This is a genomic window from Bosea sp. 29B (assembly GCF_902506165.1).
GTDB lineage: Bacteria > Pseudomonadota > Alphaproteobacteria > Rhizobiales > Beijerinckiaceae > Allobosea.
Window position 1 is genome coordinate 1,084,350 of sequence record NZ_LR733817.1, and the last position, 19,614, is coordinate 1,103,963.

A 19,614-nucleotide genomic window follows, 5' to 3' on the forward strand; every position below is an offset into this window, starting at 1 on the left:
TTTTTCTCTGCGCGAAGTCGCGGCAGCTCGCGGGCTGATTCCTCCTCGTCGATGATCCCGTCGATATAGCCGCGATAGACCCGATCATAGGCCCGCTCGGCTGCCGCCAATCGCCTCTCCGCCTGTGCGCGTTGATTGATCGCGTCCGCCGCCAGCCGTAGGCGCTCGTCGTTATAGGCCTTCACATAGAGAGCGATGGCCTCGCTCTGGCCGAGCTGCTGCTTCAGTCCGCCGACGACGGCCGCCTCGACATCCTCGAGACAATAGGCGCGACCATCTGAACAGCTCCTCGCCTCGATCGCCTGCGTGCAGCGGATGCGCGTGCGGTTCCTGCGCCGATCCTTGATCGACATGCCGGCGCCGCATGCTCCGCAGCGCAGCAGCCCGGAGAGTAGGTGCCGCGGCGCGGCGCGATCGCGCGGGCTTTTCTCGACCCGCTTGCCCCGGCGCTGCTGAACCGCCTGATAAGAAGCGCGATCGACTATCGCCAGCTCCGGCGCATCCTGCTCCTGCCAGTCACCCTCGCCGTTGACGCGTGAGATGCGCTTGCCTGTCGCCGGGTCCTTGACCATGCGCACCCGGTTCCAGACGCGCTTGCCGGCATAGATCGGGTTGAGCAGCAGACCGTGCCCACGCTTTCGGTTGCCGTTGATCGTGATCGCGGTCCAGAAGCGCCCGCGCGGCGGCGGCACACCCTCCTGGTTGAGCCGCCCGGCGATGGTGCGCGCCGAATCACCGGAAAGATACTCGGCGAAGATCCGGCGGATGATCGCGGCTTCCGTCTCGACGATCTCCAGCTTGCCGGGCTGGCCTGGAACCGGCCGATAGCCATAAGCCCGGCCGCCAGCGCTGCGGCCGTCGCGAACGACGCCGGCGAGGCCGCGTCGAACCTTCTGAGCCAGCCCCTTCAGGAACAGTGCCGACATCGTGCCCTTGAGCCCGATATGCATCTCGCTGATCTCGCCGTCGGCGACGGTGACGAGCTTCACGCCGGCGAACTGCGCGGTCTCATAGAGCCGGGCGATATCGGCGAGATTGCGCGAGAGCCGGTCGAGATCCTCGGTCAGGATCACATCGAACTGCCCGGCAAGCGCGAGGCCGATCAGCCGCTGATAGTCCGGCCGGCCATGGATCGAGGCTCCCGATGCGGCGCGGTCGGCGAATATGTCAGTGACGCTCAGGTCCTGGCGAGCCGCGTAGGCGTGGCAAAGCGCGAGCTGGTCCTCGACCGAGCGGTCACTTTGCAGATCGGTCGAGAACCGGGCGTAGAGGGCCGCGCGTGTCATAGTCCATCCTGATGCCGGTGGCGGCGGCATGATCGCGGCGGGCCGCCTCGCGCGCAAGCGCTTCGACCAGCCGGGCAATGGCAGGGTCGAGAGCCTGCGGCGGCTTGGCGGCGGCGCGCGGCATCAGATCTCGTTAACGCCGCCGGCCATCAGTGCACGCCTTTCCGATGATGCTGCTCCCGGCTGCCCTGGGTGATCCGCCAGGACAGCATCACGGCGTAGGATGTCTGCGCCTGTTCGATCAGGCGGGCGCGCTCCAGCCGGCGGCATGCGGTCAGGATCCGCCTGGTGGTGAGGTCGCGCCAGCCCGGCCGCGTGGCGACGATGCCGCGGATGACAGCGGTGATCGCCACGTCGCGCTGGGCCAGCACTGCGAGCACGGCCGCGTCGAGATCGGCGCGGCATATCGCTTTGCCGAGCGCGCGATGCGCCGTGATCAGTCCTTGATCGACGCCCGTCAGCGCGCGACAGGTCGGCCGGGTCGCCGCGCCGGCGCCTTCATAGCCGAGGGCCACCCAGCCACCTGCGCTCCAGCGCAGCAGAAATAGATTGCCGGCACCGTCGCGGCCGAGGAAATCGCCGGGGGCGCCGGAAGGCGGCAGGCCCTTGGCGAGATCGGTCGAGAGCGGGTTCATTGCACCGCCTCGGCCGAGTCGTCGGCGAAGTCGATCTCGGCCCGGCTCCGCATGATGCTGGCCATCAGGTCGGCCGGCGGATCGGGCATCTCGGTCATGAGCTTGAGCGCATGCTCGAGCGCAGAATCGGCCAGCGCCACCCAATGCACCAGGCCGAAGTCGCAGGCGCCGAGGTCAATGGTAAAATCATAGCAGTCGGGCGGGATATCCAGCGTGCCGACGACGATGCCGGCCTGTGGATTATCCCGCCGCAACTCGGCGAATTCAGCGAGCAGCTTGCGCTCTTCGGTGACGTCGCGGGCCGCACGATTGGCGACCATGCGGTCGAGCAGGTCTCTCAGCCTCGCCATCGCTACCTCCCGCACCAATAGGCGACGCGGCTCTGGCGGGCGGCCGGGCCGGTGGCCCAGGCGAGCGCCTTACCCTCGGCGACCAGCACGTCGCCAAGGTCCCGCCCGCCGGCGGAGAGCCGCGCCAGGGTGCGGCGATAGCGGTCCTGGCAGCGCCCGGAGGCTTCGCAGCGGGTGACCTCGACCTTGCCGCCGCGGATCACCTCGGCAAGCCGCTCCTTGGCGCGATAGCCGGCGACCGCTTCCGCCTCACAGCGGGCGCCCCTGGTCTCCGGCGCGTCGATGTTGAGGATCCGGATGCGCTCGCCGCCCGGCAGGGCGACGGTGTCGCCGTCGATGATGACGATGCGGTCGCCGTCGACCTCCTCCGCCCTGACCAGCACGATACCGAAAAGCAGGGTGAAGACGCCGGCGACGGCCGCCCCCAGACCGTATTGCAGCAGGCGGGCGCGGCGCAGCTCGCGGCGATACTCGCCGCTGCCGGCCCAATCATTCGGATTGCGGGTCATTGGCTTGCCTCGGCCAAGTTCGTGTCGGACTGACAGGCGAGATCGATGATCGCCTCGCGGGTCGCACCGAAGGGGATGGTCACGTCGCGGGATTTCAGCAGGAAGCGCAGATCCGGAACCTTCAGTTTCGCATAGTAGGAGCGGACAGCTCCGGCCGTTGTCTGCGGGGCTTCCTGCTCCTGCTGCTCCCAGATCTGCAGCGCCGCCTCGGCAGCCGTCAGCGGTTCGGGTGCCGGCGCGGCGTCGATGCGCGACAGCGGGGCTGTCGCGTCGAAGGCCTCGCCGCGCAGCAGCGGCGGCAGCCAGCCCTGTTCGCCGGCGAGGCGGGCGGCATGCTCGGCCGCTTCCGCCCTGGTCAGCTTGGCCGCGGCAAGATTGGCGGCGCCGCATTCGGCCAGGGCCGCGAGTGCGAATTCCTTCGGCGCGGCGGCGAAATAGGCTGATGCGTCGAAGGCGGCGACCAGAGCCTTGCGGTGCGCCGCTGCCGGCAGAGCGCAGCGGAGGTCCTGCACCGCCGCCGGGTCGATGCCGCGCGCGACCGCCTTGGCAGTAAAGTCGAGGCTGCGGGCAATGACGCGGGCGGCGAGGCTGGTCAGGCGCTCGGGCGGCAGCTGCAGGCAGGTGCGGAAGGCCTCGCTGAAAGCGGCGCCGCCATCCTCGACTTCTGGCCAGCCGAGGCTGGGCCCCTGGCGCAGGCCGTCATTGGACATGCGGATTGGCCCGCCGCGGCTGACCTGTGAGGCGATCAGCGCCGCAAAAGCGATGCGCGGTTCGCCGGCGAGGACATGGGCCGCCGCACTGGTCGCGGCGGTTGCGAGCGTATCCAGCACCGCGACGGGCAGCTTTGCCTGCTCGGCTTGCGTCGGCAGCTCGACCGTCTCCGGCAGTTCCGTCTGCGGCTCCGGGGCGCGCGTCGCCGCCTTCGTCAGCGCCGTGCGCTCCGGCTTGACGGCAGAAGGTTTCGGCAATGGCGCCTTAATGAAGCCGCGCAGGCTCCGGAGCTGGCCTTCCTCGCCGATCTCCAGCACCGCGACGGCCTTGGCCCGGTCTTCGGCGGAGAGTGACAGCCAAGCGGCTTGATCGGGATCCTCATCATAGTGGCCATCCGGTTCCGGCGGCTTCAGCAGGCGCTGCCAGGTGAAGCGGTCCCGTGCGGCGTCGCCATGCAGGACCTCGGCCCAGCCTTCGACCTCCTTCACCCGTTCCGCCTCATGGTCGAGAATGCCTTCGGCGAGGCGGCGCAGCAGCGCGCCGTCTGCGAAGTCGCGATGCTCGGCGAAGAGATCCGGCACCAATGCGCCGCCGGCTTCGGTATAGGCGTCGGCGCCGACGAAGCGTGCAAGCGGCGTCGTCGCGGGAACCGATTCCCTCGCGAAATGATCGCGGATGGCGAGCGGGCGCAGATCGTTCTGGCCTGCGCTCGCCAGATAGGCCGCCTGCTCGGCCGGCTCTGCCAGGGTGAAGGCGCGCGCCGCCTCAGCCGTGATCCGCCCGTCATGCCATGCGGCACGGATGGCGGGGTGAAGTCCGCCGAGCGCGAGGCGCTGCTGCGCCTGCCGGACGGTGATGCCGAAATGCGCCGCGATCTCGTCTGGCGTGCGTCCGCGCTCGGCCAGGGCGGCGAAGGCCTCGAATTCGACGACGGGATGCAGCGGCCTTGTGGTGACGTTCTCAGCGATCGAGATTTCATAGGCGTCGGCGTCATCGCCTTCCTCGAGCAGGATGACGCGGACCTTCTCGGCCCGGACGCCTTCGTCGAAGAGCTCCCGGGCGCAGCGCATCCGGCGCCCGCCGGCGACGATCTCGGCCGTATCGTCGGGGCGAAGCCTGCCGATCAGCGGCTGCAGCACGCCGCGATGGGCGATCGACGCCTTCAACTCGGTGACGTCGTCATCGTTCTTACGGCAGTTCAGCGGCGACAGCACGAGGTCGTGCGGCCAGAATTCGCGGATGTCACGATCCATGATGGTTCGCCTCTTCAATGGCGAGGGCGTCGAGCACGGCGCCGATGATGGAATGAGGCTGGCCGCGCTCATCGCGGGAGACGGAAGCTCGCAGCGCGTCAACCGGCGCGCCAAGCTGCAATGCGAGGCTGGCTAGGATCGCGGCGTCGCGCACGATCGCATGCATATGCTCGCCAGATTTCGGGCCGGAGACGAAGACCTCGGCAACGGGGCCGCCGCCGGCGCCGGGATCGCTGACGTCGCTGTCGAAGCGGCTGATCGTCACCGCATAGGGCTTGAACTGGTAGACCAGTTCAAAGGTCGCAGACTTGCGCCGCTCGGCTGGCCGGATCCGTGTCATTCCGCCGCCTCGCGGATTGTCGATGCGAGGGCCATCAGCGAGCCCTGGCCGGCGCCCCTGTCGGCATGAAGCCGGGCGCTCCAATCCTCGAAACGGTTGATCCAGTTCTCGGCCGCCTTGGCCGAAGACATCGGCTTGATCCGCTGCTTCAGCGGCAGCGGCTTCAACTGCTCGATGCCGGCATCCCAGGCGCGCGGCGGGCGGGCGAGCAGATGTTCGCGCTCGATCTTGAGCATGCGCCGGTCGATCAGGTGGACGTAGGATGCGATCTCGCGCGGCAGCGGCCAGGGCAGGCCCGCCTCGGCATGGACGTAGCGGTCGATCGGATCGCTGATGCGCTTCTTGATCGCCGCCATGGAAATGCGCGGCACCAGGTCGTGCCCGGCCTCGCGGCGCATCTCGTCGAGCACCATCTGCATCGCCTGCAGGACTGGCGTGGTCCAGTCTCCAAGCGGGCCTTCCGGCGCGTCATGGATCAGGAAGGCCATGGCGAGCCGGTAATCGAAGGTCTGCGCCATGATCCAGTCGGCGCCGATGCAGCAATGTTGCGCGACGGAATAGAGAATGCCGCTTGCCGTCTGATTGGCGAAGCGGCCGGTGTTGCCCAGCGGCACGCCGACATCGCGCCGGATGTCGAGCCCGCCGGGTTCGATCGCCCGACCGAGCGGCAGGGCTCGGCCGCTGGCGGTCTGGGCCCAGGGCACGGCCTGCGCCGGGACGGTCGCGGGGGATTTCACAGCAGCACCTGTTCGGCCGCGCGGCGGCGCTGAGTTATGCCGTCGGCGATGCCGAGCAGCGCATCGAGATCGGCCATGTCGAGAGCGTCGAAGCCGGTGTCGCCGTTGAGCAGCTTGGCCCGGAACTGCGCGTCGGCCAGCGTTGTCCGCGTTTCATGGGCAAGGCGAGCCTCATCGGCTGCCAGGCGCGCTACCGCCAGCGCAGCCTCATCCTCGGCTGCCTTGACCTCGGCACGGGACATGGCGCCGCGTAAGGCGACGTAGCCTTCGGCCATATCGCGTTCGCTATGCTTGCCCGCGCTCATCGGCTGGCCTCGCGCAGGCTTGGGGCGGGGGCCGGCGGGCGACCGTGCAGCCGCGCCTCGGCGGCAAGCAATGTCGTGTCCGCGAGCCGGCGCAGGTTCGGGCAGGCGAGCCCCGGTTCCCTCTGCGCTATGGCCGCGATCAGATCGACCGACGGCATGCCGCCTTCAGCCTGAATCAGGACGTATTGCGCGCAGGCCCAGCCTTTGCGCGCCGCCATGGCAAGGGGACCGAGGGCAAGACCCTCCTGCCCACGCCCATGCTGCATCAGCTGCGTGAAGCTGGCGAGATCCGCCGTGACCTGCTGCAGCCTGAGGATCGCGGCGCGGCGGCGCGCGATCTCCTCCTCGCTGAGTGCGAAAGCGGCCATGTCAGGCAGCCTCCGGCGCGTCGTCGAGATCGCCGCTGCGCTCGGTCTCGGCCAGCGCGACGCGCCGGGCCAGCTCCTTGCCGGCGGCCGGCCCGAGCTTCCAGGCGAGTTCGCCGTCATAGCCGGCGCGCACCAGGTCCTGCACGTCGGCGAAGCCGCGCTCCTCGCGACCGACGGCGAAGAGCTCGACCATGTCGGCGACGACGACAGCGGTTACGGCGGAGCCGAGGCCATCGCCGCGGCCGAGCGCCTGACGAGCGCGGCAGGCGAGCGGCTCGGCGACAAGCTGGGCCTTGAGCAGCTCGGCGCTGGTTGCCGAACGCGGGCCCGTCTCTGAGGTGGTGACAGCGTGCATCGACGCCCTCCATCGGTTGCGGATGGAGGGTGAGGCTAAGAGGGTAAATTTACCCTGTCAAGTCAATGAGGGTAAATTTCCGCATCAAGCGGGGTTTTCGCCGTTCAACGCAGAACTGATTCGGAGCTTCATTAGGTCAGTCGTGGAGGCCTTGACTTCCTTGCCGTTGACGGTCGCGACGTATTCGTCGTCGATCAGATAAAATGGAACGCTCCTATGCATATGAACGGAAGCGCCAGCAGGAGGTCGCGGCGCCGAAGTCCGCGCCTGCGCGCCAGCAACGGCTGTGCTCTGCGGTTGCCCTTGGGGCGTGGCGGGAACGCCCTGAAGCTTTGCCAGCCCTGAAACCAAAGCCGCCGTCTGAGAGCGCGACTGCTCCAGGATGGCGGCGAGACCACCGGCCGTCGCCATGGTTAGCAAGCTCAGCCCAAGGTCGAGCCTGACCGAGATCTGCTGAAAGACGGTTGCGCCGGGGCGCCAGGTCTGCAGCAATTCAAAGACAGAGAAGAGGCCAGCAAAAAGATGATGCCAAGAAACGCGACCATGGTGCCCTCGCCCTAGATCCCGAAAAGTTCGTTCACTGTCAGCACTTTATGCACGCTGACCACGTAATTGAGATCAAACTCGATCGTGTTCTTAGGGTTCAGCTGCTCAACTATAAGCTTGGTCGGCGTCTTCTTCACATAGGTCTTGATGAAGCTTTCGACCGGGCCGTCTGGCATGTAACGCGCGGTGACTGCGACCGTGTCTCCGATCCGCGGCGGCTTGAATGCGCTGATAAAGCGGAGTTCGCCCTCGGGGTGGGCCGGGAACATCGAATTGCCCTCGACATACAGCGCGTAGATGCCTTTCGCGGTGATCAGCCCGGGAGGCCTAGCCACATAGTCCACTACGCCACCTTCGAACTGGAACGCGCCGCCCATCGAGCCTGCAATCGTACCGCGAACCTCGATGTCTCTAACTAGCGTGCCGCGAGCCGGCAGATCAATATCCGTCAAGCGCGCATTAGGCTTCGGCCGGCCTTCCAAAAGCGGCGGCGTCGGCTCGCCATCGCCGTACATCAGCCATTCCACCGTGCATTCAAGCACGAGGGAGACTTTCTGCATTGTATCGGTGCGCGGGTTCCTGGTGCGGCCATTGATGATGTCGCGCAGCAGGTCCTTGTTCTGGCTTATCTCCAGCGACGCGCCTGTCGCAGTCTTCCCAAGCAGCTCCAGCCGCTGCTTGATGCGCTCGCCGAGTGGGTTGTCGGTCATGCGGGGAAAATACCCCGTTTCACCCTTTCTGTCGGCGCGGAAATCCACCCCTTGACGCGAGGGTAAATTTCCGCATACCGTCGCGCCGTCATGCTGACCCTCACTGACCAACTCCTGCTGGTAGCGCGCGCCTATTGCGCGGCCGAGAGTGTTTCGCTCTCGGTCGCGGGGCGCCGGGCCTTCGACGAATCCAAGCTCCTTGTCGATCTGGAGCGCGGTCATTCGTCGCCGACCCTAAAGCGAAGCGACCGCGCGCTTTGGTGGTTCTCCGCCAACTGGCCGGCCGAAACCGCTTGGCCGGCTGATGTGCCGCGGCCCGACCCTACGGTAGAGCCGGAGGCGCCGCGCCGGCGCAGCCGCGAGACCGTCCCCGACATGGCCGAAGCGAGGGTCGCCTGATGCCGTTCGTTGCTCTGAGTCACTGGTTGCCTCCGCCGTGATCTGACGGACGCGACACTGCCAGCCGAAACCTCTTCCCAACATGGGAAAGCCCGACGCGCTTTCCCGTTGACAGCGGAGCTTTGCCCCCATGTCCCGCGCCATTTCGGACGCCTGGTTCTTCCGCATCAAGGCGGCGACACGAGACGCCATCGTCCGCGCCGGCGGCGTGGTGCGAGCCGGCGAAATCACGCTGTCGTCGAAGACCGAGGCGTCGCGCTGGCAGAGCGTCACCGATGAAGGGATCATCCCGATTCCGGCAGCGCTGGCGCTGGAAGCCGAGATCGGCATGCCGATCATCACCGAAGCGATGGCCGATCTGCAGGGCCGGCGCCTTTCCGACGACGTCGCCGCGGTCAGCGAAGCGACCTGCCTGATCCGCGACAATGCCGAGGTACTGCGCCAGACGGCCGAGCTCGCCACGTCGATGGCGCTGGCGCTCGCAGATGGCAAGATCACGCCCGCCGAAGCCGAGCGGATCGACCGTTCCGCCCGGGCGCTCGACGCCGCGGTCGGCGACATGCGCCGCAACCTCGCTTCGGTTCGCGCCGGGGGCCCCGCGCTCCGCGCCGTTGAAGGCTGAGCCGATGGCGCGGCAGGCTGGGGATGGCTGGTCGAAAGCCAAGATCGAGTTGCTGACGCTGATGGCGGCGGCCGGCCATACCGCCGCCGATGTCGCGATCAGGCTCGGCACCTCGCGCTCGGCCGTACTCGGCAAGGCCAATCGCCTCGGCATCCGTTTCACCGGGCAGGCCGTGCCGGTCGAGCCCGGGCCCGGGCCCGCCGGAATGCACATGCCATCCGACACGGCGGAGATGCCGCTGGTCGAAGCGATCGAAGCCGCCCGCAAGACCGGGCCGGCGCCGACAGGGGCGGCCTCCGTGGTTCACAGGCGCGGCGCCGGCAAGTCGAAGGTCGTATCCGACGACATCGGTGTTCCCGAGCGTCTGATCGTCCGCGTTCCACAAGCCGCAAAGCGCGACGAGGTGCAATCGCTGATCGACGACGCGATCGACAATGCGCCGGCAAGACTGACCACGCCAAAAGGCTGGCCGAAGCCGGCCGGGCCGAACGCCGTCAGCCTGCAGGACCTGCGCGCGCACCATTGCCGCATGCCGCTCTGGGGCGACTTCGCGCGGACCGGCCTGTTCTGCGGCGAGCCGTCCGAGGCCGGTCGCAGCTATTGCGCCGCCTGCCGTCCGCTCATTCCGGACGCCCGCCAGGGCCGCACCGTGCAGGAGCGCGCCGCCAACTCCGCCAAGTTCACTGCCGCCGGCCGCACCGGAGCCTTCACATGACGGGACCGCTTTCTTTCGACGAGGTCGCGGCGCGGCTCCTGGCCGCCGCCAATACCGAGCTGGTCGCGATCAATCAGCTGGAGCTGCAGGCCGCGCGCGCCAGCACGCAATCAGCCGATCGGCCCGAGATTTACCGCCTGAGCGTCGGCGAGGCCCGCCGCCAGGCCGAAGCGCTCGCCTATGCCAGCCATGTGTTCAAGCACCTCGCCGCTTGCCCCGGCTTCACCTTCGCCATGTCACCGATCGGGAGAGGCCAGTGAGCACGGGCGAGACGATTTCTGAGCGCATCTGCGATCTGGTCAAGGCCAGCGAACAAACTCCCCTGACTTATGCCGAGATCGCGCGGAAGCTCGCCGTCTCCGAGGGCACGGTCAGCACCACGATTCACCGTCTGCGCAAGGCAGGCGATCTGCCGCCCGCCCCGCGCACCACGCGGCAGGGCAGCCTGACCGACCGCCTGCTGACGATGATCGAGCTGGCCGGCGGCAGCGGCGTGCCGCGCCGCCTGGCGATCCTGCGTTGTGGGGCGCCGGCACCGATCGCCCGCGAGGCGATCCTGCGACTGCGCAAGGGCGGTCTGATCCGCCAGGACGAAGACGGGCTGCTGCTCGCCGCCACGGTGAACCGCGCCGAACCGGAGCCGGAGACGCTCGGCGAGCGCCGCGCCGCCGCCGGGCCGCTCGCCAATGTCGTCGCCTATGCGATGACGCTGGTGCTGGCCGGCTCGCCGGATCGCGCCGCCATCTTCCTGGGGCGCGCCGCCGAATGGATCGACGGCGGCCGGCTGCCGCCCTCGCCCGAGGCGACGAACCTCTACGCCCTCGCCGACCTGATCCGCTTCGGCGAGGGCCGAACCTATGCCGGCAAGATCGAGCGGATCGAGATCGGGGCCACCGCGTCATGACCGGCGAGGTAACGGACGCCGTCGAGGTCGCGGCCGGCAGCGGCGACGGCGCGATCATGGAGAGTTCGGCGGCGCATCGCAGCGTCTCGGCCGGCCGGCTCGCCGCCACCCGCAACACCATCCTGCGCTTCCTACAGAACGTGCCGGAAGGCATGACCGCGCTCGAATTGCGCGAAGCGATCGAAGAGGAGGAGTGAATGCGCCTCGCGGTCTTCGCCGCCTGTCTGTCCGCCGTGCTGACCTGCATCGAGCGCGCCTGCGGCCTGCGCCCGGCCGGCATCTTAGCGGAACCGGTGCGCTGGATCTGGTGGCCGATCGCGCTGGTCTATGTCGGCGTCGCCGTCAGCGTTCTCCTGCACGGGGTCGAGTGATGCGTGAGCTGATCGTCGATTCCTTCGCCGGCGGCGGCGGGGCGTCCACCGGGATCGAGATGGCGCTCGGCCGCTCGCCCGACATCGCCGTGAACCATGACCGCATCGCGCTCGCCATGCACCGGGCGAACCATCCGAACACGCGGCACATGCTGCAGGACGTGGCGACGGTCGACGCCGTCGGCATGTGCCAGGGGCAGCCGATCGGCTTCCTGTGGATGTCGCCCGATTGCACCGACCATAGCAAGGCGAAGGGCGCGGCGCCGCGCCGCGACGGCGAGACGACGACGCGCGGCATCGGCTGGGCGATCTATGGCTGGATCAAGGCCCTGCCGAAATGGCAGCGTCCGCGCGTCATCGGCCTCGAAAATGTCGAGGAGTATGTCGACTGGGGCCCGCTGCTGCCGAACGGCAAGCGCTGCCCCAAGCGCAAGGGCGAGACATTCAAGGCCTTCGTCGAAGCATGGCGTGCACTCGGCTATATCGTCGAATGGCGCGAGCGGCGTGCCTGGTGGTCCGGCTCCGGCACGATCCGCAAGCGGCTCTACGTGATGATGCGGCGCGACGGCGAGCCAATCGTCTGGCCGCCGGCTCGCTTCGGCAATCCGAACCTGCCCGCCGATGCCGTCCGGATCGCCGCCGGGGAACTCAAGCCCTGGGTGACGATCGCGGAATGCATCGACTGGTCGCGGCCGATTCCGTCGATCTTCGACAGCGCCGCGCAGATCAAGGCCAAGCTCGGCCTGACGGCCAAGCGGCCACTGGCGCCGAAAACGATGGCGCGGGTGGCCAAGGGCGTCGAGCGCTATGTGCTGAAGGCGGCGAAGCCCTTCGTCATCAAGGTCAACCATACCGGCCGAGACGAGGCCCGCGACCGGGATCTCGACGTGCCGCTGACGGCGCTGACCGGCAAGCGCGACGATGCGCTGGTGACGCCCTTCGTGACCAAGTTCCGGACCGGGGCCGTGGGGCACCGCGCCGACGAGCCGGTGCATACCATCACGGCGCATTCCAGCGAGACGCATGGTGGCGGCGCAGCGCCGCTCGGCATCGTCGCGCCCTTCGTCGCCTATGCGCAGCAGGGCGGCGGGCTGCGGCCGTCCGAGGCGCCAATCCAGACGATCACCGCCTCGCCGAAGGATCAGAACACGGTCGTCGCGCCCTATCTGGTGCCGCGCTACGGCGAACGGCCGGGACAGGAGCCGCGCACGGCTTCGGCAGATCAGCCTGGACCGACCATCGTTCCCGACGCGAACGAGGGCAGCGTTGCCGTCGTGCACCTGACGCGCCAGTTCGGCAATTCCGTCGGCTCCGGCGCCGACGAGCCGGTCGGCACCATCACGGCCGGCGGCGACGGCAAGGCCGGCGTGGTGGCGGCGTTCATCGCCCAGCACAATACCGGTCTGATCGGACACGATGTCGAGAAGCCGGTCTCGACGATCGTCAACAAGGGCTGCACGCAGGGGCTGGTCGCAGCGTCGATGGTTTCGCTGCGTGGCAGCGACAGGCGCGACGCCAGCGCCGATTCACCGGGGCTGACCGATTCATCGGGCGGGCAGCATAACGCCGTCGTCTCGCTGCCGATGATGACGGTCTATTACGGCTCGGAGAAGGATGCCGCGCAGGCCGATGCGCCATTGCGCACCGACACGGTGCGGGACCGCTTCGGTCTGTTGAACGCGACTGCCATGGCGCCGCCCTTCGGGCCGGAGCATCAGGAGCGTGCGCGGGTTGTTGCGGCCTTCCTGCGCGAGCATGGCTGCTGGGACGAGCGCGAGTTCGTGACGGTCGATCTCGACGACGCGACCTTCGTGCTGGTCGACATCTGCATGCGGATGCTGACGCCGCGCGAGCGCTACACCGCCAACGGCTTCCCGCCGGATTACATCATCGACCACGGGATCAACGCCGACGGGTCGGTGATCGAGTTCACACTCGAGCAGCAAGGGCACATGTGCGGCAACGCCGTCTGCCCGACCGAGGCGCGCGACCTGGTCGCCGCCAACTACCAGCCGCGTGAGCGCAAGCGTCCCGGCAGGCCGGCCGCGCCGCTCCCGTTCTTCATGGAGGCGGCGGAGTGAACGCGCACGCTGACCCCTACCGCGCCTTCCTCGAGGCGAAGATCAGGATGGCGCCGGCCATCGGCTTCGATGTCGACGACGGCGAGATGCATCCACTGCTGAAGCCGCATCAGCGCGACATCGTGCGCTGGGCCGTGCGTGGCGGCCGGCGCGCGATCTTCTGCGCCTTCGGCCTCGGCAAGACCTTCATCCAGCTGCAGAGCGTCGCGCTGGTGCTCGCCAAGCTGTTCGCGCTGGAGGGCAAGGCCGGGCGCGGGCTGATCGTGCTGCCGCTCGGCGTGCGCCAGGAGTTCCGCCGCGACGCGGCGACGCTCGGCCTGAATGTCCGCTTCATTCGGCGCAGCGACGAAATCGACGGGCCCGGCCTATACCTGACGAACTACGAGATCGTGCGCGACGGCAAGCTCGACCCGGCGCTGTTCGATGTCGCCAGCCTCGACGAGGCAAGCGTGCTGCGCAGCTATGGCAGCAAGACCTTCCAGACCTTCCTGGCGCTGTTCGCCGGCGTGCGTTTCCGCTTCGTCGCGACGGCGACGCCTTCGCCGAACCGGACCAAAGAGCTGATCCACTATGCCGGTTTCCTCGGCGTGATGGACACCGGCCAGGCGCTGACCCGTTACTTCCAGCGCGACAGCGAGAGCGCCGGTAACCTCACCCTCTATCCGCACAAGGAACGCGAGTTCTGGCTTTGGGTGAACAGCTGGGCCTGCTTCGTGCAGCGGCCCTCCGATCTCGGCCATAGCGACGAGGGCTATGCCCTGCCGCCGCTCAACGTGACCTGGCACGAGGTCGAGACGAACCTTGCCGATGCTGGCGAAGAGCGCGACGGCCAGGGCATCCTGTTCCGCGACGGCGCGCGGGGCCTGATGCAGGAGGCGAAGGAGCGACGCGACACTCTGCCGGCGCGCATCGCCCGGATGGCGCAGATCGTCGCCGCCGACCCGGCCGCACACCGGATCATCTGGCACGACCTCGAGGATGAGCGCCGGGCGATCGAGAAAGCCCTGCCGGGCGTGCGCAGCGTCTACGGCACGCAGGACCTCGACGCCCGCGAGCAGACGATCGTCGACTTCTCGGACGGCAAGTTCCGGCTGCTGGCGGCAAAGCCGGTGATCGCCGGCTCCGGCTGCAACTTCCAGCGCCACTGCCACAAGGCCGTGTTCGTCGGCGTCTCGCACAAGTTCAACGACTTCATCCAGGCGATCCACCGCATCGCCCGCTTCCTCCAGACCCATACCGTCGAGATCGACATCATCCACGCGGAATCCGAACGCGAGGTGGTGCGCGACCTCATGGCGAAATGGGCCGAACACGACAGGCTCGTCGCAACCATGTCCGACATCATCAGAGAATACGGGCTCGACCCGCTCAACTTCACGGCCGAGCTGACACGGTCGATCGGGGTCGAACGGATCGAGGCGACCGGTGAAGGCTGGCAGGTCGCCAACAATGACTGCGTGCTGGAGGCGCGCAGCATGCCAGAAAACTCGGTCGACCTCATCGTGACCTCGATCCCGTTCAGCAACCACTATGAGTACACGCCGAGCTATAACGACTTCGGCCACACCGACAATGACGGCCACTTCTTCGCGCAGATGGACCATCTGACGCCGGAGCTGATCAGGATCCTGAAGCCAGGCCGGCTCGCCTGCATCCACGTCAAGGACAGGATCCTGTTCGGCAACGTCACCGGCCTGGGCTTCCCGACGGTGAACCCGTTCCATGCCGACTGTATCGCCCATTACCGCCGGCACGGGCTCGCCTATCTCGGCCTGATCTATGTCGACACCGACGTGGTCCGCGAGAACAACCAGACCTATCGCCTCGGCTATACCGAGATGCGCAAGGACGGCACGAAGATGGGCGTCGGCTCGCCTGAATTCGTGCTGCTGTTCCGCAAGGTCCAGAGCGACCGCAGCAAGGGCTATGCCGACGATCCCGTGCAGAAGCGGATCGAGGATTACAGTCTCGCGCGCTGGCAGCTCGACGCGCATGCGCGCTGGCGCTCCTCCGGCAACCGCCTGCTGACGCCGCAGGAGCTGATGGCGATCGACCCCAAGCTGCTGCCCAAGGTCTTCCGCGAGGCCAGCGCCGGCCGCATCTACGATTTCGAGACGCATCTCAAGATCGGCGAGGCGCTGGAGGCCCGCCAGCGCCTGCCCTCGATCTACATGGCGCTGATGCCCGGCACGAACCGCGAAGACGTCTGGTGCGACGTCAACCGCATGCTGACGCTCAACACCGAGCAGGCGGCGAAGGGCCGAGAGCAGCATGTCTGCCCGCTCCAGTTCGACATTGTCGATCGCTGCATCCAGCGCTGGAGCGAGCCGGGCGAACTCGTCTTCGATCCGTTCGGCGGGCTCTTCACCGTGCCGATGCGGGCGCTGCTGGCCGGCCGGCGCGGGCGCGCGGCCGAGCTCAACCCCGGCTACTTCCTCGACGGCGTCAAGGTGCTGGAGGCGACGCAGCGCAAGATGGCGACTGCGACGCTGTTCGACCTCGGCGCGGCGGAAGGCTGGCTCCCGGCCGAGGGAGCGGCGGCGTGACGTCAGCCCTCCGGCACCAGGTCTTCCATGCGGACGCGCAGCGCCCCGGCGAGGCGGCGATAGAGCTGCGGGTCACCCATCTTCTTGCCGGCTTCGACCTCCGACAGGAAGCCCTGCTTGATGCCGACCTGCGCCGCGAGCGTGGTCTGTGTCAGGCCGCGCTTCTTGCGCCAGAAGGCGAGCGGGGTCGCCTCGAGGAGCGCGGCGCGGACCTCTTCGGCGCTAAGCAGCTCCTGCTCGCCGCGCGCGACGGCGGCCATGCTCTCGGCATGGGCAGCTGCGTCGAAGCGGTCCTGCATCGCATCGAAGACGGCGCGGGGCACGAGCACGAGCTCCTCGCCGCCGGGGGTGGTCACGGTCGCATGCGGGATGGCGTTCATCGCGGTCTCTCCTCAGTCATAGATACCGCCGCGCGGGGCGATGCGCGAGACGGTGATGGTGGTGGCGGTCTCCTCGAAGATCACTCGGAAATCACCGACCCGCAGGCGCTTGGCCGGCGAGCCGGTGAGCTGCTTGACGTTGCCGAGGCCATCAGCCGCGTAGCGCTCGACCTTGTCCATGATCTTGGCGGCCCGGTTGCGGTGCTTGGCCAGATCGGCAAGGGCGGCAGAGGTGTAGGTGACCGTCTTCATGCCCTCTATATCTCATATAGAGATAATTCAGTCAAGGCTGAATATCTCATTTCGAGATACTAAGGCAGCTAACCGGAATGGCCTTCGAACAGAGATTCCTCGACGAGATCAAAGCGCGCCTGCCTGTCTCTCAGGTGGTCGGCGACAAGGTCAAGCTCGCCAAGGCGGGCAAGGAATATAAGGGCCTGTCGCCCTTCTCAGCCGAGAAAACGCCGTCCTTCTTCGTCAACGACAGCAAGGAGCGCTGGTTCGACTTCTCCTCCGGCCGCAATGGCGACGTCTTCGCCTTCGTGATGGAGACGAAGGGCGTCAGCTTCGTCGAATCCGTCGACATCCTCGCCGAACGCGCGGGCTTGCAGCTGCCGGAGCTGACACCGGAGGCGAAGGCCAAGGCGGAGCAACGGCGCGATATCGCCGCGACGCTCGCCGCCGCGCAGGCGTTCTACCAGCGCGCCCTCAGCGAGAGCGAACAGGCGCGGCAGTTCCTGGCCGGACGTGTGGTCGCGCCGCTTTCCATCGAGCGCTTTGGCCTCGGCTATGCGCCGGCCGACGGCAGCGCCTTCCTGAAGGCGATGCGCGCCAAAGGCTTCGACGACGCCGCCATGCTTGCCGCCGGCGTGCTGGCGCAGCCTGATGAGCCCGGCCGCAGCGCTTATGCTCGTTTCCGCGACCGGATCATGTTCCCGATCCATGACGGTTCGGGCCGGCTCGTCTCCTTTGGCGGCCGGGCTCTCGCGCCCGACGACAAGGCGGCGAAGTACCTCAACGGGCCGGAGACGGCCGCCTTCGACAAGGGCGCGACGCTCTACAACCTGCATCGCGCCCGGCCGGAGGCGCTCGGCTCCGGCCGGCTCGCCATCGTCGAGGGCTATCTCGACGTCGTCCTGATGGATCAGGCCGGATGGACCGAGGCGGTCGCGCCGCTCGGTACCGCGATCACCGAGGCGCATCTCGAAACCGCCTGGCGGGTCGCGCCGGCGCCGATCGTCATGCTCGACGGCGACACCGCCGGCCAGCGCGCCGCCGGCAAGGTAGTGGACCTGGCATGGCCGCGCCTTGGGGCACTGTCCTCCCTCGCCTTCGCGCAGCTCGATGGCGGGCGCGACCCGGCCGATATCGTGGCGCGGGCGCTGCGGCTGGCGGCGGGCTGGGTGGCCCGGCCGGGCTATGCCAGAGAAGAGGATGCCGCCACGCTGGGCGCAGGCTGGGCGCTGGCGGCGCTGCAACGGATCGCCGCAGCGGCCGTTCCCTTCATCGATATGGCATGGGAGCGCATGCTGGCGGAGGCCGGCCCGCTCGACCGGCCGGAGCGCAAGGCCGCGCTGGTCAAGGCGGTGCGCGGACGTGTCGACGCGATCGGCGATATCGACGTCGCCGACGCCTATCGCAATGAACTGAATCAGCGGCTGAAGGCGGCGAAGCTGCCGGTGCTGAAGCTGCTCGATGGCGGCAAGGGCAAGGCTCCCGACAAGGGCGCGAAAGCGAAGCGCGGGAGAGACCGGGATGAATCGGGTGAAGAGGCCGCCGGCACGGTGCAGGCCGCCGCATGGGGGTATGACACCGAGAAGCTGAACCGCGAATGGGCGCTCGTCCTGATGGGCTCCAAGGCGGTCATCGTGCGCGAGCAGGCGAAAGCGCCGGTCGAGGACCGCGTCCGCGTGCTCGGCCTCGACGCTTTTCGCGCGCTCTATCTCAACCGCGTGACGCAGGTCCTGAGCGGTGACGGCAAGCTCAAGACCGTGACCTATGCCGATCGCTGGCTGCGCGACAGGAACCGCCGCAGCTTCGACGGCATCGAGTTCCATCCCGATCCGGAGAACGCGCCGGGCACGCCGGGCTATCTCAATCTCTGGCGGGGCTTTGCCGTCGAGCCGAAGGCCGGCGCCGGCTCCTACGCGATCTTCAAGGATCATCTGCTCGCCAATGTCTGCGGCAGCAACAAGGAGCGCTTCACCTGGCTCTGGGCGTGGTTCGCCCATCTGGTGCAGCGCCCGCGCGAGCGCGTCGGGACGGCCGTGGTGCTGCGTGGCAAGATGGGCACCGGCAAGACCAAGCCCGGCGAGGTCATCGGCTCGCTGATCGAAGACCATCACTTTCAGGTCGACGATCCCCGTTACATCACCGGCCAGTTCAACGCCCATATGGCGGCCTGCCTGCTGCTGCAGGCCGAAGAAGCCGTCTGGGCCGGCGACAAGGCGGCAGAGGGCCGGCTGAAGGGACTGATCACCTCGCGCTGGCAGATGATCGAGGCCAAGGGCATCGATCCGATCCGGCTGGTCAACTATGTGCGGATCCTGATGACTTCGAATGAGGATTGGGTGGTGCCGGCCGGCATGGACGAGCGCCGCTTCGCCGTCTTCGACGTCGGCGACACCGTCAAAGAGAACTTCGACTATTTCCGAGAGATGGACGAGCAGCTCGACCAAGGCGGGCGCCAGGCCCTGCTGGCCGATCTCCTCGCCTTCGACCTCTCATCCGTCGAACTGCGCTCGATCCCGCGCACCGACGCGCTGCTCGAACAGAAGATCCGCTCGCTGTCATCGGTCGAAAGCTGGTGGTTCGGCCGGCTCATGTCGGGCACAACGACGACGAAATGCGATAACTGGTTGCCGGCGATCCCAAAGAGCTGGCTCGCCGATGACTATATCGCCACAGCCGACCGGATCGGTATCAAACGCAAGGCCGCCGATACCGAGCTAGGGATGAAGCTGCAGAAGCTCGTCCCGGGTATCGCCGACAAACGCCAGTGCACTGACGAAACCCCCAGCGAAACGAAACGCGTCTGGCACTGGCTGATGCCGCCGCTCGACGACTGCCGCGCCGCTTTCGAAGCCGCGCTGCAACAGCCCGTGTCGTGGCCGCAAGAACCCGAGACGCGAGAGGGAGCGGGATGGAAGGGGTGAATCGCCTTTTCCGCGCCTCTTGGCAGACCTTGAGGTTTGCCAGCGCGATAAGGTTGGCCACGCCAAGCTCTTGAAAACAAAGGCTCTGGCAGACCTGTCAAACCTGTCAGACCTTTTTGAGGGGTCCGCGCGCATGCGCGGCGTGTGTGTCAGCGGCAGCGCAACCGGGGCGTAAAAATCGCTTCGTTCCCGCTCTCGCGGGCCAAGTAGTCAGCCGGCGGGGCCGGAAATGGTTTTGTCAGGTCTGGCAGGTTTACCAAATCCAGCATTTTCAAGGGCTTGGCCTGTCAAACCTTCCTTCCTCTTCTCTTCAAAGGTTTGACAGGTTTGCCAATG

Annotated in this window: 24 protein-coding genes; 11 read left to right on the forward strand and 13 right to left on the reverse strand. The window is 67.6% G+C overall.

Annotated elements, in window-relative coordinates:
- Positions 1-395 precede the first annotated feature (395 nt).
- Complete coding sequence (locus GV161_RS05225; protein WP_159650156.1) at positions 396-539, forward strand: hypothetical protein; 144 nt, start codon at positions 396-398, stop codon at positions 537-539.
- Between the two features lie 87 nt (positions 540-626).
- Positions 627-1,298: a hypothetical protein gene (locus GV161_RS31090; RefSeq protein WP_244624166.1), complete on the forward strand. Its 672-nt coding sequence runs from the start codon at positions 627-629 to the stop codon at positions 1,296-1,298.
- 137 nt (positions 1,299-1,435) lie between these two features.
- On the opposite strand, the gene GV161_RS05235 is transcribed toward GV161_RS31090, so the two are convergent.
- The 11 genes from GV161_RS05235 to GV161_RS05285 form a co-directional block, all read right to left on the reverse strand.
- Positions 1,436-1,921: a hypothetical protein gene (locus GV161_RS05235; protein WP_152015705.1), complete on the reverse strand. Its 486-nt coding sequence runs from the start codon at positions 1,919-1,921 to the stop codon at positions 1,436-1,438.
- Complete coding sequence (locus GV161_RS05240; RefSeq protein ID WP_152015704.1) at positions 1,918-2,271, reverse strand: hypothetical protein; 354 nt, start codon at positions 2,269-2,271, stop codon at positions 1,918-1,920. The genes GV161_RS05235 and GV161_RS05240 overlap by 4 nt, the downstream gene beginning before the upstream one ends.
- A gap of 2 nt (positions 2,272-2,273) precedes the next feature.
- A complete protein-coding gene (locus tag GV161_RS05245) occupies positions 2,274-2,780 on the reverse strand; it encodes a thermonuclease family protein (protein ID WP_152015703.1) in 507 nt (168 codons plus the stop codon).
- Entirely contained in the window at positions 2,777-4,744 is a 1,968-nt protein-coding gene (locus GV161_RS05250) for a ParB/RepB/Spo0J family partition protein (protein WP_159650157.1), read from the reverse strand. Before GV161_RS05250 ends, GV161_RS05245 begins: the two co-directional genes overlap by 4 nt.
- Positions 4,734-5,084: a hypothetical protein gene (locus GV161_RS05255; RefSeq protein WP_152015701.1), complete on the reverse strand. Its 351-nt coding sequence runs from the start codon at positions 5,082-5,084 to the stop codon at positions 4,734-4,736. The genes GV161_RS05250 and GV161_RS05255 overlap by 11 nt, the downstream gene beginning before the upstream one ends.
- Complete coding sequence (locus tag GV161_RS05260) at positions 5,081-5,821, reverse strand: hypothetical protein (RefSeq protein WP_152015700.1); 741 nt, start codon at positions 5,819-5,821, stop codon at positions 5,081-5,083. Before GV161_RS05260 ends, GV161_RS05255 begins: the two co-directional genes overlap by 4 nt.
- A complete protein-coding gene (locus GV161_RS05265; RefSeq protein WP_152015699.1) occupies positions 5,818-6,126 on the reverse strand; it encodes a hypothetical protein in 309 nt (102 codons plus the stop codon). The genes GV161_RS05260 and GV161_RS05265 overlap by 4 nt, the downstream gene beginning before the upstream one ends.
- Positions 6,123-6,494: a hypothetical protein gene (locus tag GV161_RS05270; RefSeq protein ID WP_152015698.1), complete on the reverse strand. Its 372-nt coding sequence runs from the start codon at positions 6,492-6,494 to the stop codon at positions 6,123-6,125. The genes GV161_RS05265 and GV161_RS05270 overlap by 4 nt, the downstream gene beginning before the upstream one ends.
- Position 6,495: 1 nt before the next feature.
- The gene (locus GV161_RS05275; RefSeq protein WP_152015697.1) at positions 6,496-6,849 is read right to left on the reverse strand and encodes a hypothetical protein; all 354 of its coding nucleotides are present in this window, start codon (positions 6,847-6,849) and stop codon (positions 6,496-6,498) included.
- Positions 6,850-6,933: 84 nt separating this feature from the next.
- The gene (locus GV161_RS05280; protein ID WP_152015696.1) at positions 6,934-7,260 is read right to left on the reverse strand and encodes a hypothetical protein; all 327 of its coding nucleotides are present in this window, start codon (positions 7,258-7,260) and stop codon (positions 6,934-6,936) included.
- A gap of 146 nt (positions 7,261-7,406) precedes the next feature.
- Positions 7,407-8,327 carry an XRE family transcriptional regulator gene (locus GV161_RS05285; RefSeq protein WP_152015695.1) on the reverse strand — a complete coding sequence of 307 codons (921 nt, stop codon included), beginning with the start codon at positions 8,325-8,327 and terminating at the stop codon, positions 7,407-7,409.
- A gap of 307 nt (positions 8,328-8,634) precedes the next feature.
- Between GV161_RS05285 and GV161_RS05290 the strand changes: the two genes are divergently transcribed.
- Genes GV161_RS05290 through GV161_RS05325 form a run of 8 tightly spaced genes read left to right on the forward strand, consistent with a single transcriptional unit; the run spans position 8,635 to position 15,743 of the window.
- On the forward strand, positions 8,635-9,126 hold the full coding sequence (locus tag GV161_RS05290; RefSeq protein ID WP_159650158.1) for a hypothetical protein: 492 nt from the start codon (positions 8,635-8,637) through the stop codon (positions 9,124-9,126).
- Between the two features lie 4 nt (positions 9,127-9,130).
- Positions 9,131-9,841, forward strand: a complete 711-nt coding sequence (locus GV161_RS05295; RefSeq protein ID WP_159650159.1) for a GcrA family cell cycle regulator — start codon at positions 9,131-9,133, stop codon at positions 9,839-9,841.
- On the forward strand, positions 9,838-10,101 hold the full coding sequence (locus tag GV161_RS05300) for a hypothetical protein (protein WP_152015693.1): 264 nt from the start codon (positions 9,838-9,840) through the stop codon (positions 10,099-10,101). The genes GV161_RS05295 and GV161_RS05300 overlap by 4 nt, the downstream gene beginning before the upstream one ends.
- Entirely contained in the window at positions 10,098-10,745 is a 648-nt protein-coding gene (locus tag GV161_RS05305; RefSeq protein ID WP_152015692.1) for a sigma factor-like helix-turn-helix DNA-binding protein, read from the forward strand. Before GV161_RS05300 ends, GV161_RS05305 begins: the two co-directional genes overlap by 4 nt.
- A complete protein-coding gene (locus tag GV161_RS05310) occupies positions 10,742-10,942 on the forward strand; it encodes a hypothetical protein (RefSeq protein ID WP_152015691.1) in 201 nt (66 codons plus the stop codon). Before GV161_RS05305 ends, GV161_RS05310 begins: the two co-directional genes overlap by 4 nt.
- Positions 10,943-11,116 carry a hypothetical protein gene (locus GV161_RS05315; RefSeq protein WP_159650160.1) on the forward strand — a complete coding sequence of 58 codons (174 nt, stop codon included), beginning with the start codon at positions 10,943-10,945 and terminating at the stop codon, positions 11,114-11,116.
- Positions 11,116-13,197 carry a DNA cytosine methyltransferase gene (locus GV161_RS05320; protein WP_152015690.1) on the forward strand — a complete coding sequence of 694 codons (2,082 nt, stop codon included), beginning with the start codon at positions 11,116-11,118 and terminating at the stop codon, positions 13,195-13,197. The genes GV161_RS05315 and GV161_RS05320 overlap by 1 nt, the downstream gene beginning before the upstream one ends.
- Complete coding sequence (locus tag GV161_RS05325) at positions 13,194-15,743, forward strand: DNA methyltransferase (RefSeq protein ID WP_244624165.1); 2,550 nt, start codon at positions 13,194-13,196, stop codon at positions 15,741-15,743. The genes GV161_RS05320 and GV161_RS05325 overlap by 4 nt, the downstream gene beginning before the upstream one ends.
- Before the next feature lie 2 nt (positions 15,744-15,745).
- On the opposite strand, the gene GV161_RS05330 is transcribed toward GV161_RS05325, so the two are convergent.
- Both GV161_RS05330 and GV161_RS05335 read right to left on the reverse strand, forming a co-directional pair.
- Positions 15,746-16,123, reverse strand: coding sequence for a helix-turn-helix transcriptional regulator (locus GV161_RS05330; RefSeq protein ID WP_152015689.1), 378 nt, complete (start codon positions 16,121-16,123; stop codon positions 15,746-15,748).
- Between the two features lie 12 nt (positions 16,124-16,135).
- The gene (locus tag GV161_RS05335) at positions 16,136-16,375 is read right to left on the reverse strand and encodes a type II toxin-antitoxin system RelE/ParE family toxin (RefSeq protein WP_152015688.1); all 240 of its coding nucleotides are present in this window, start codon (positions 16,373-16,375) and stop codon (positions 16,136-16,138) included.
- A 77-nt stretch (positions 16,376-16,452) separates the two neighbouring features.
- Here GV161_RS05335 and dnaG point away from each other — a divergent pair, with 77 nt between their 5' ends.
- Entirely contained in the window at positions 16,453-19,278 is a 2,826-nt protein-coding gene (gene dnaG / locus GV161_RS05340; protein WP_152015687.1) for a DNA primase, read from the forward strand.
- Positions 19,279-19,614 lie beyond the last annotated feature (336 nt).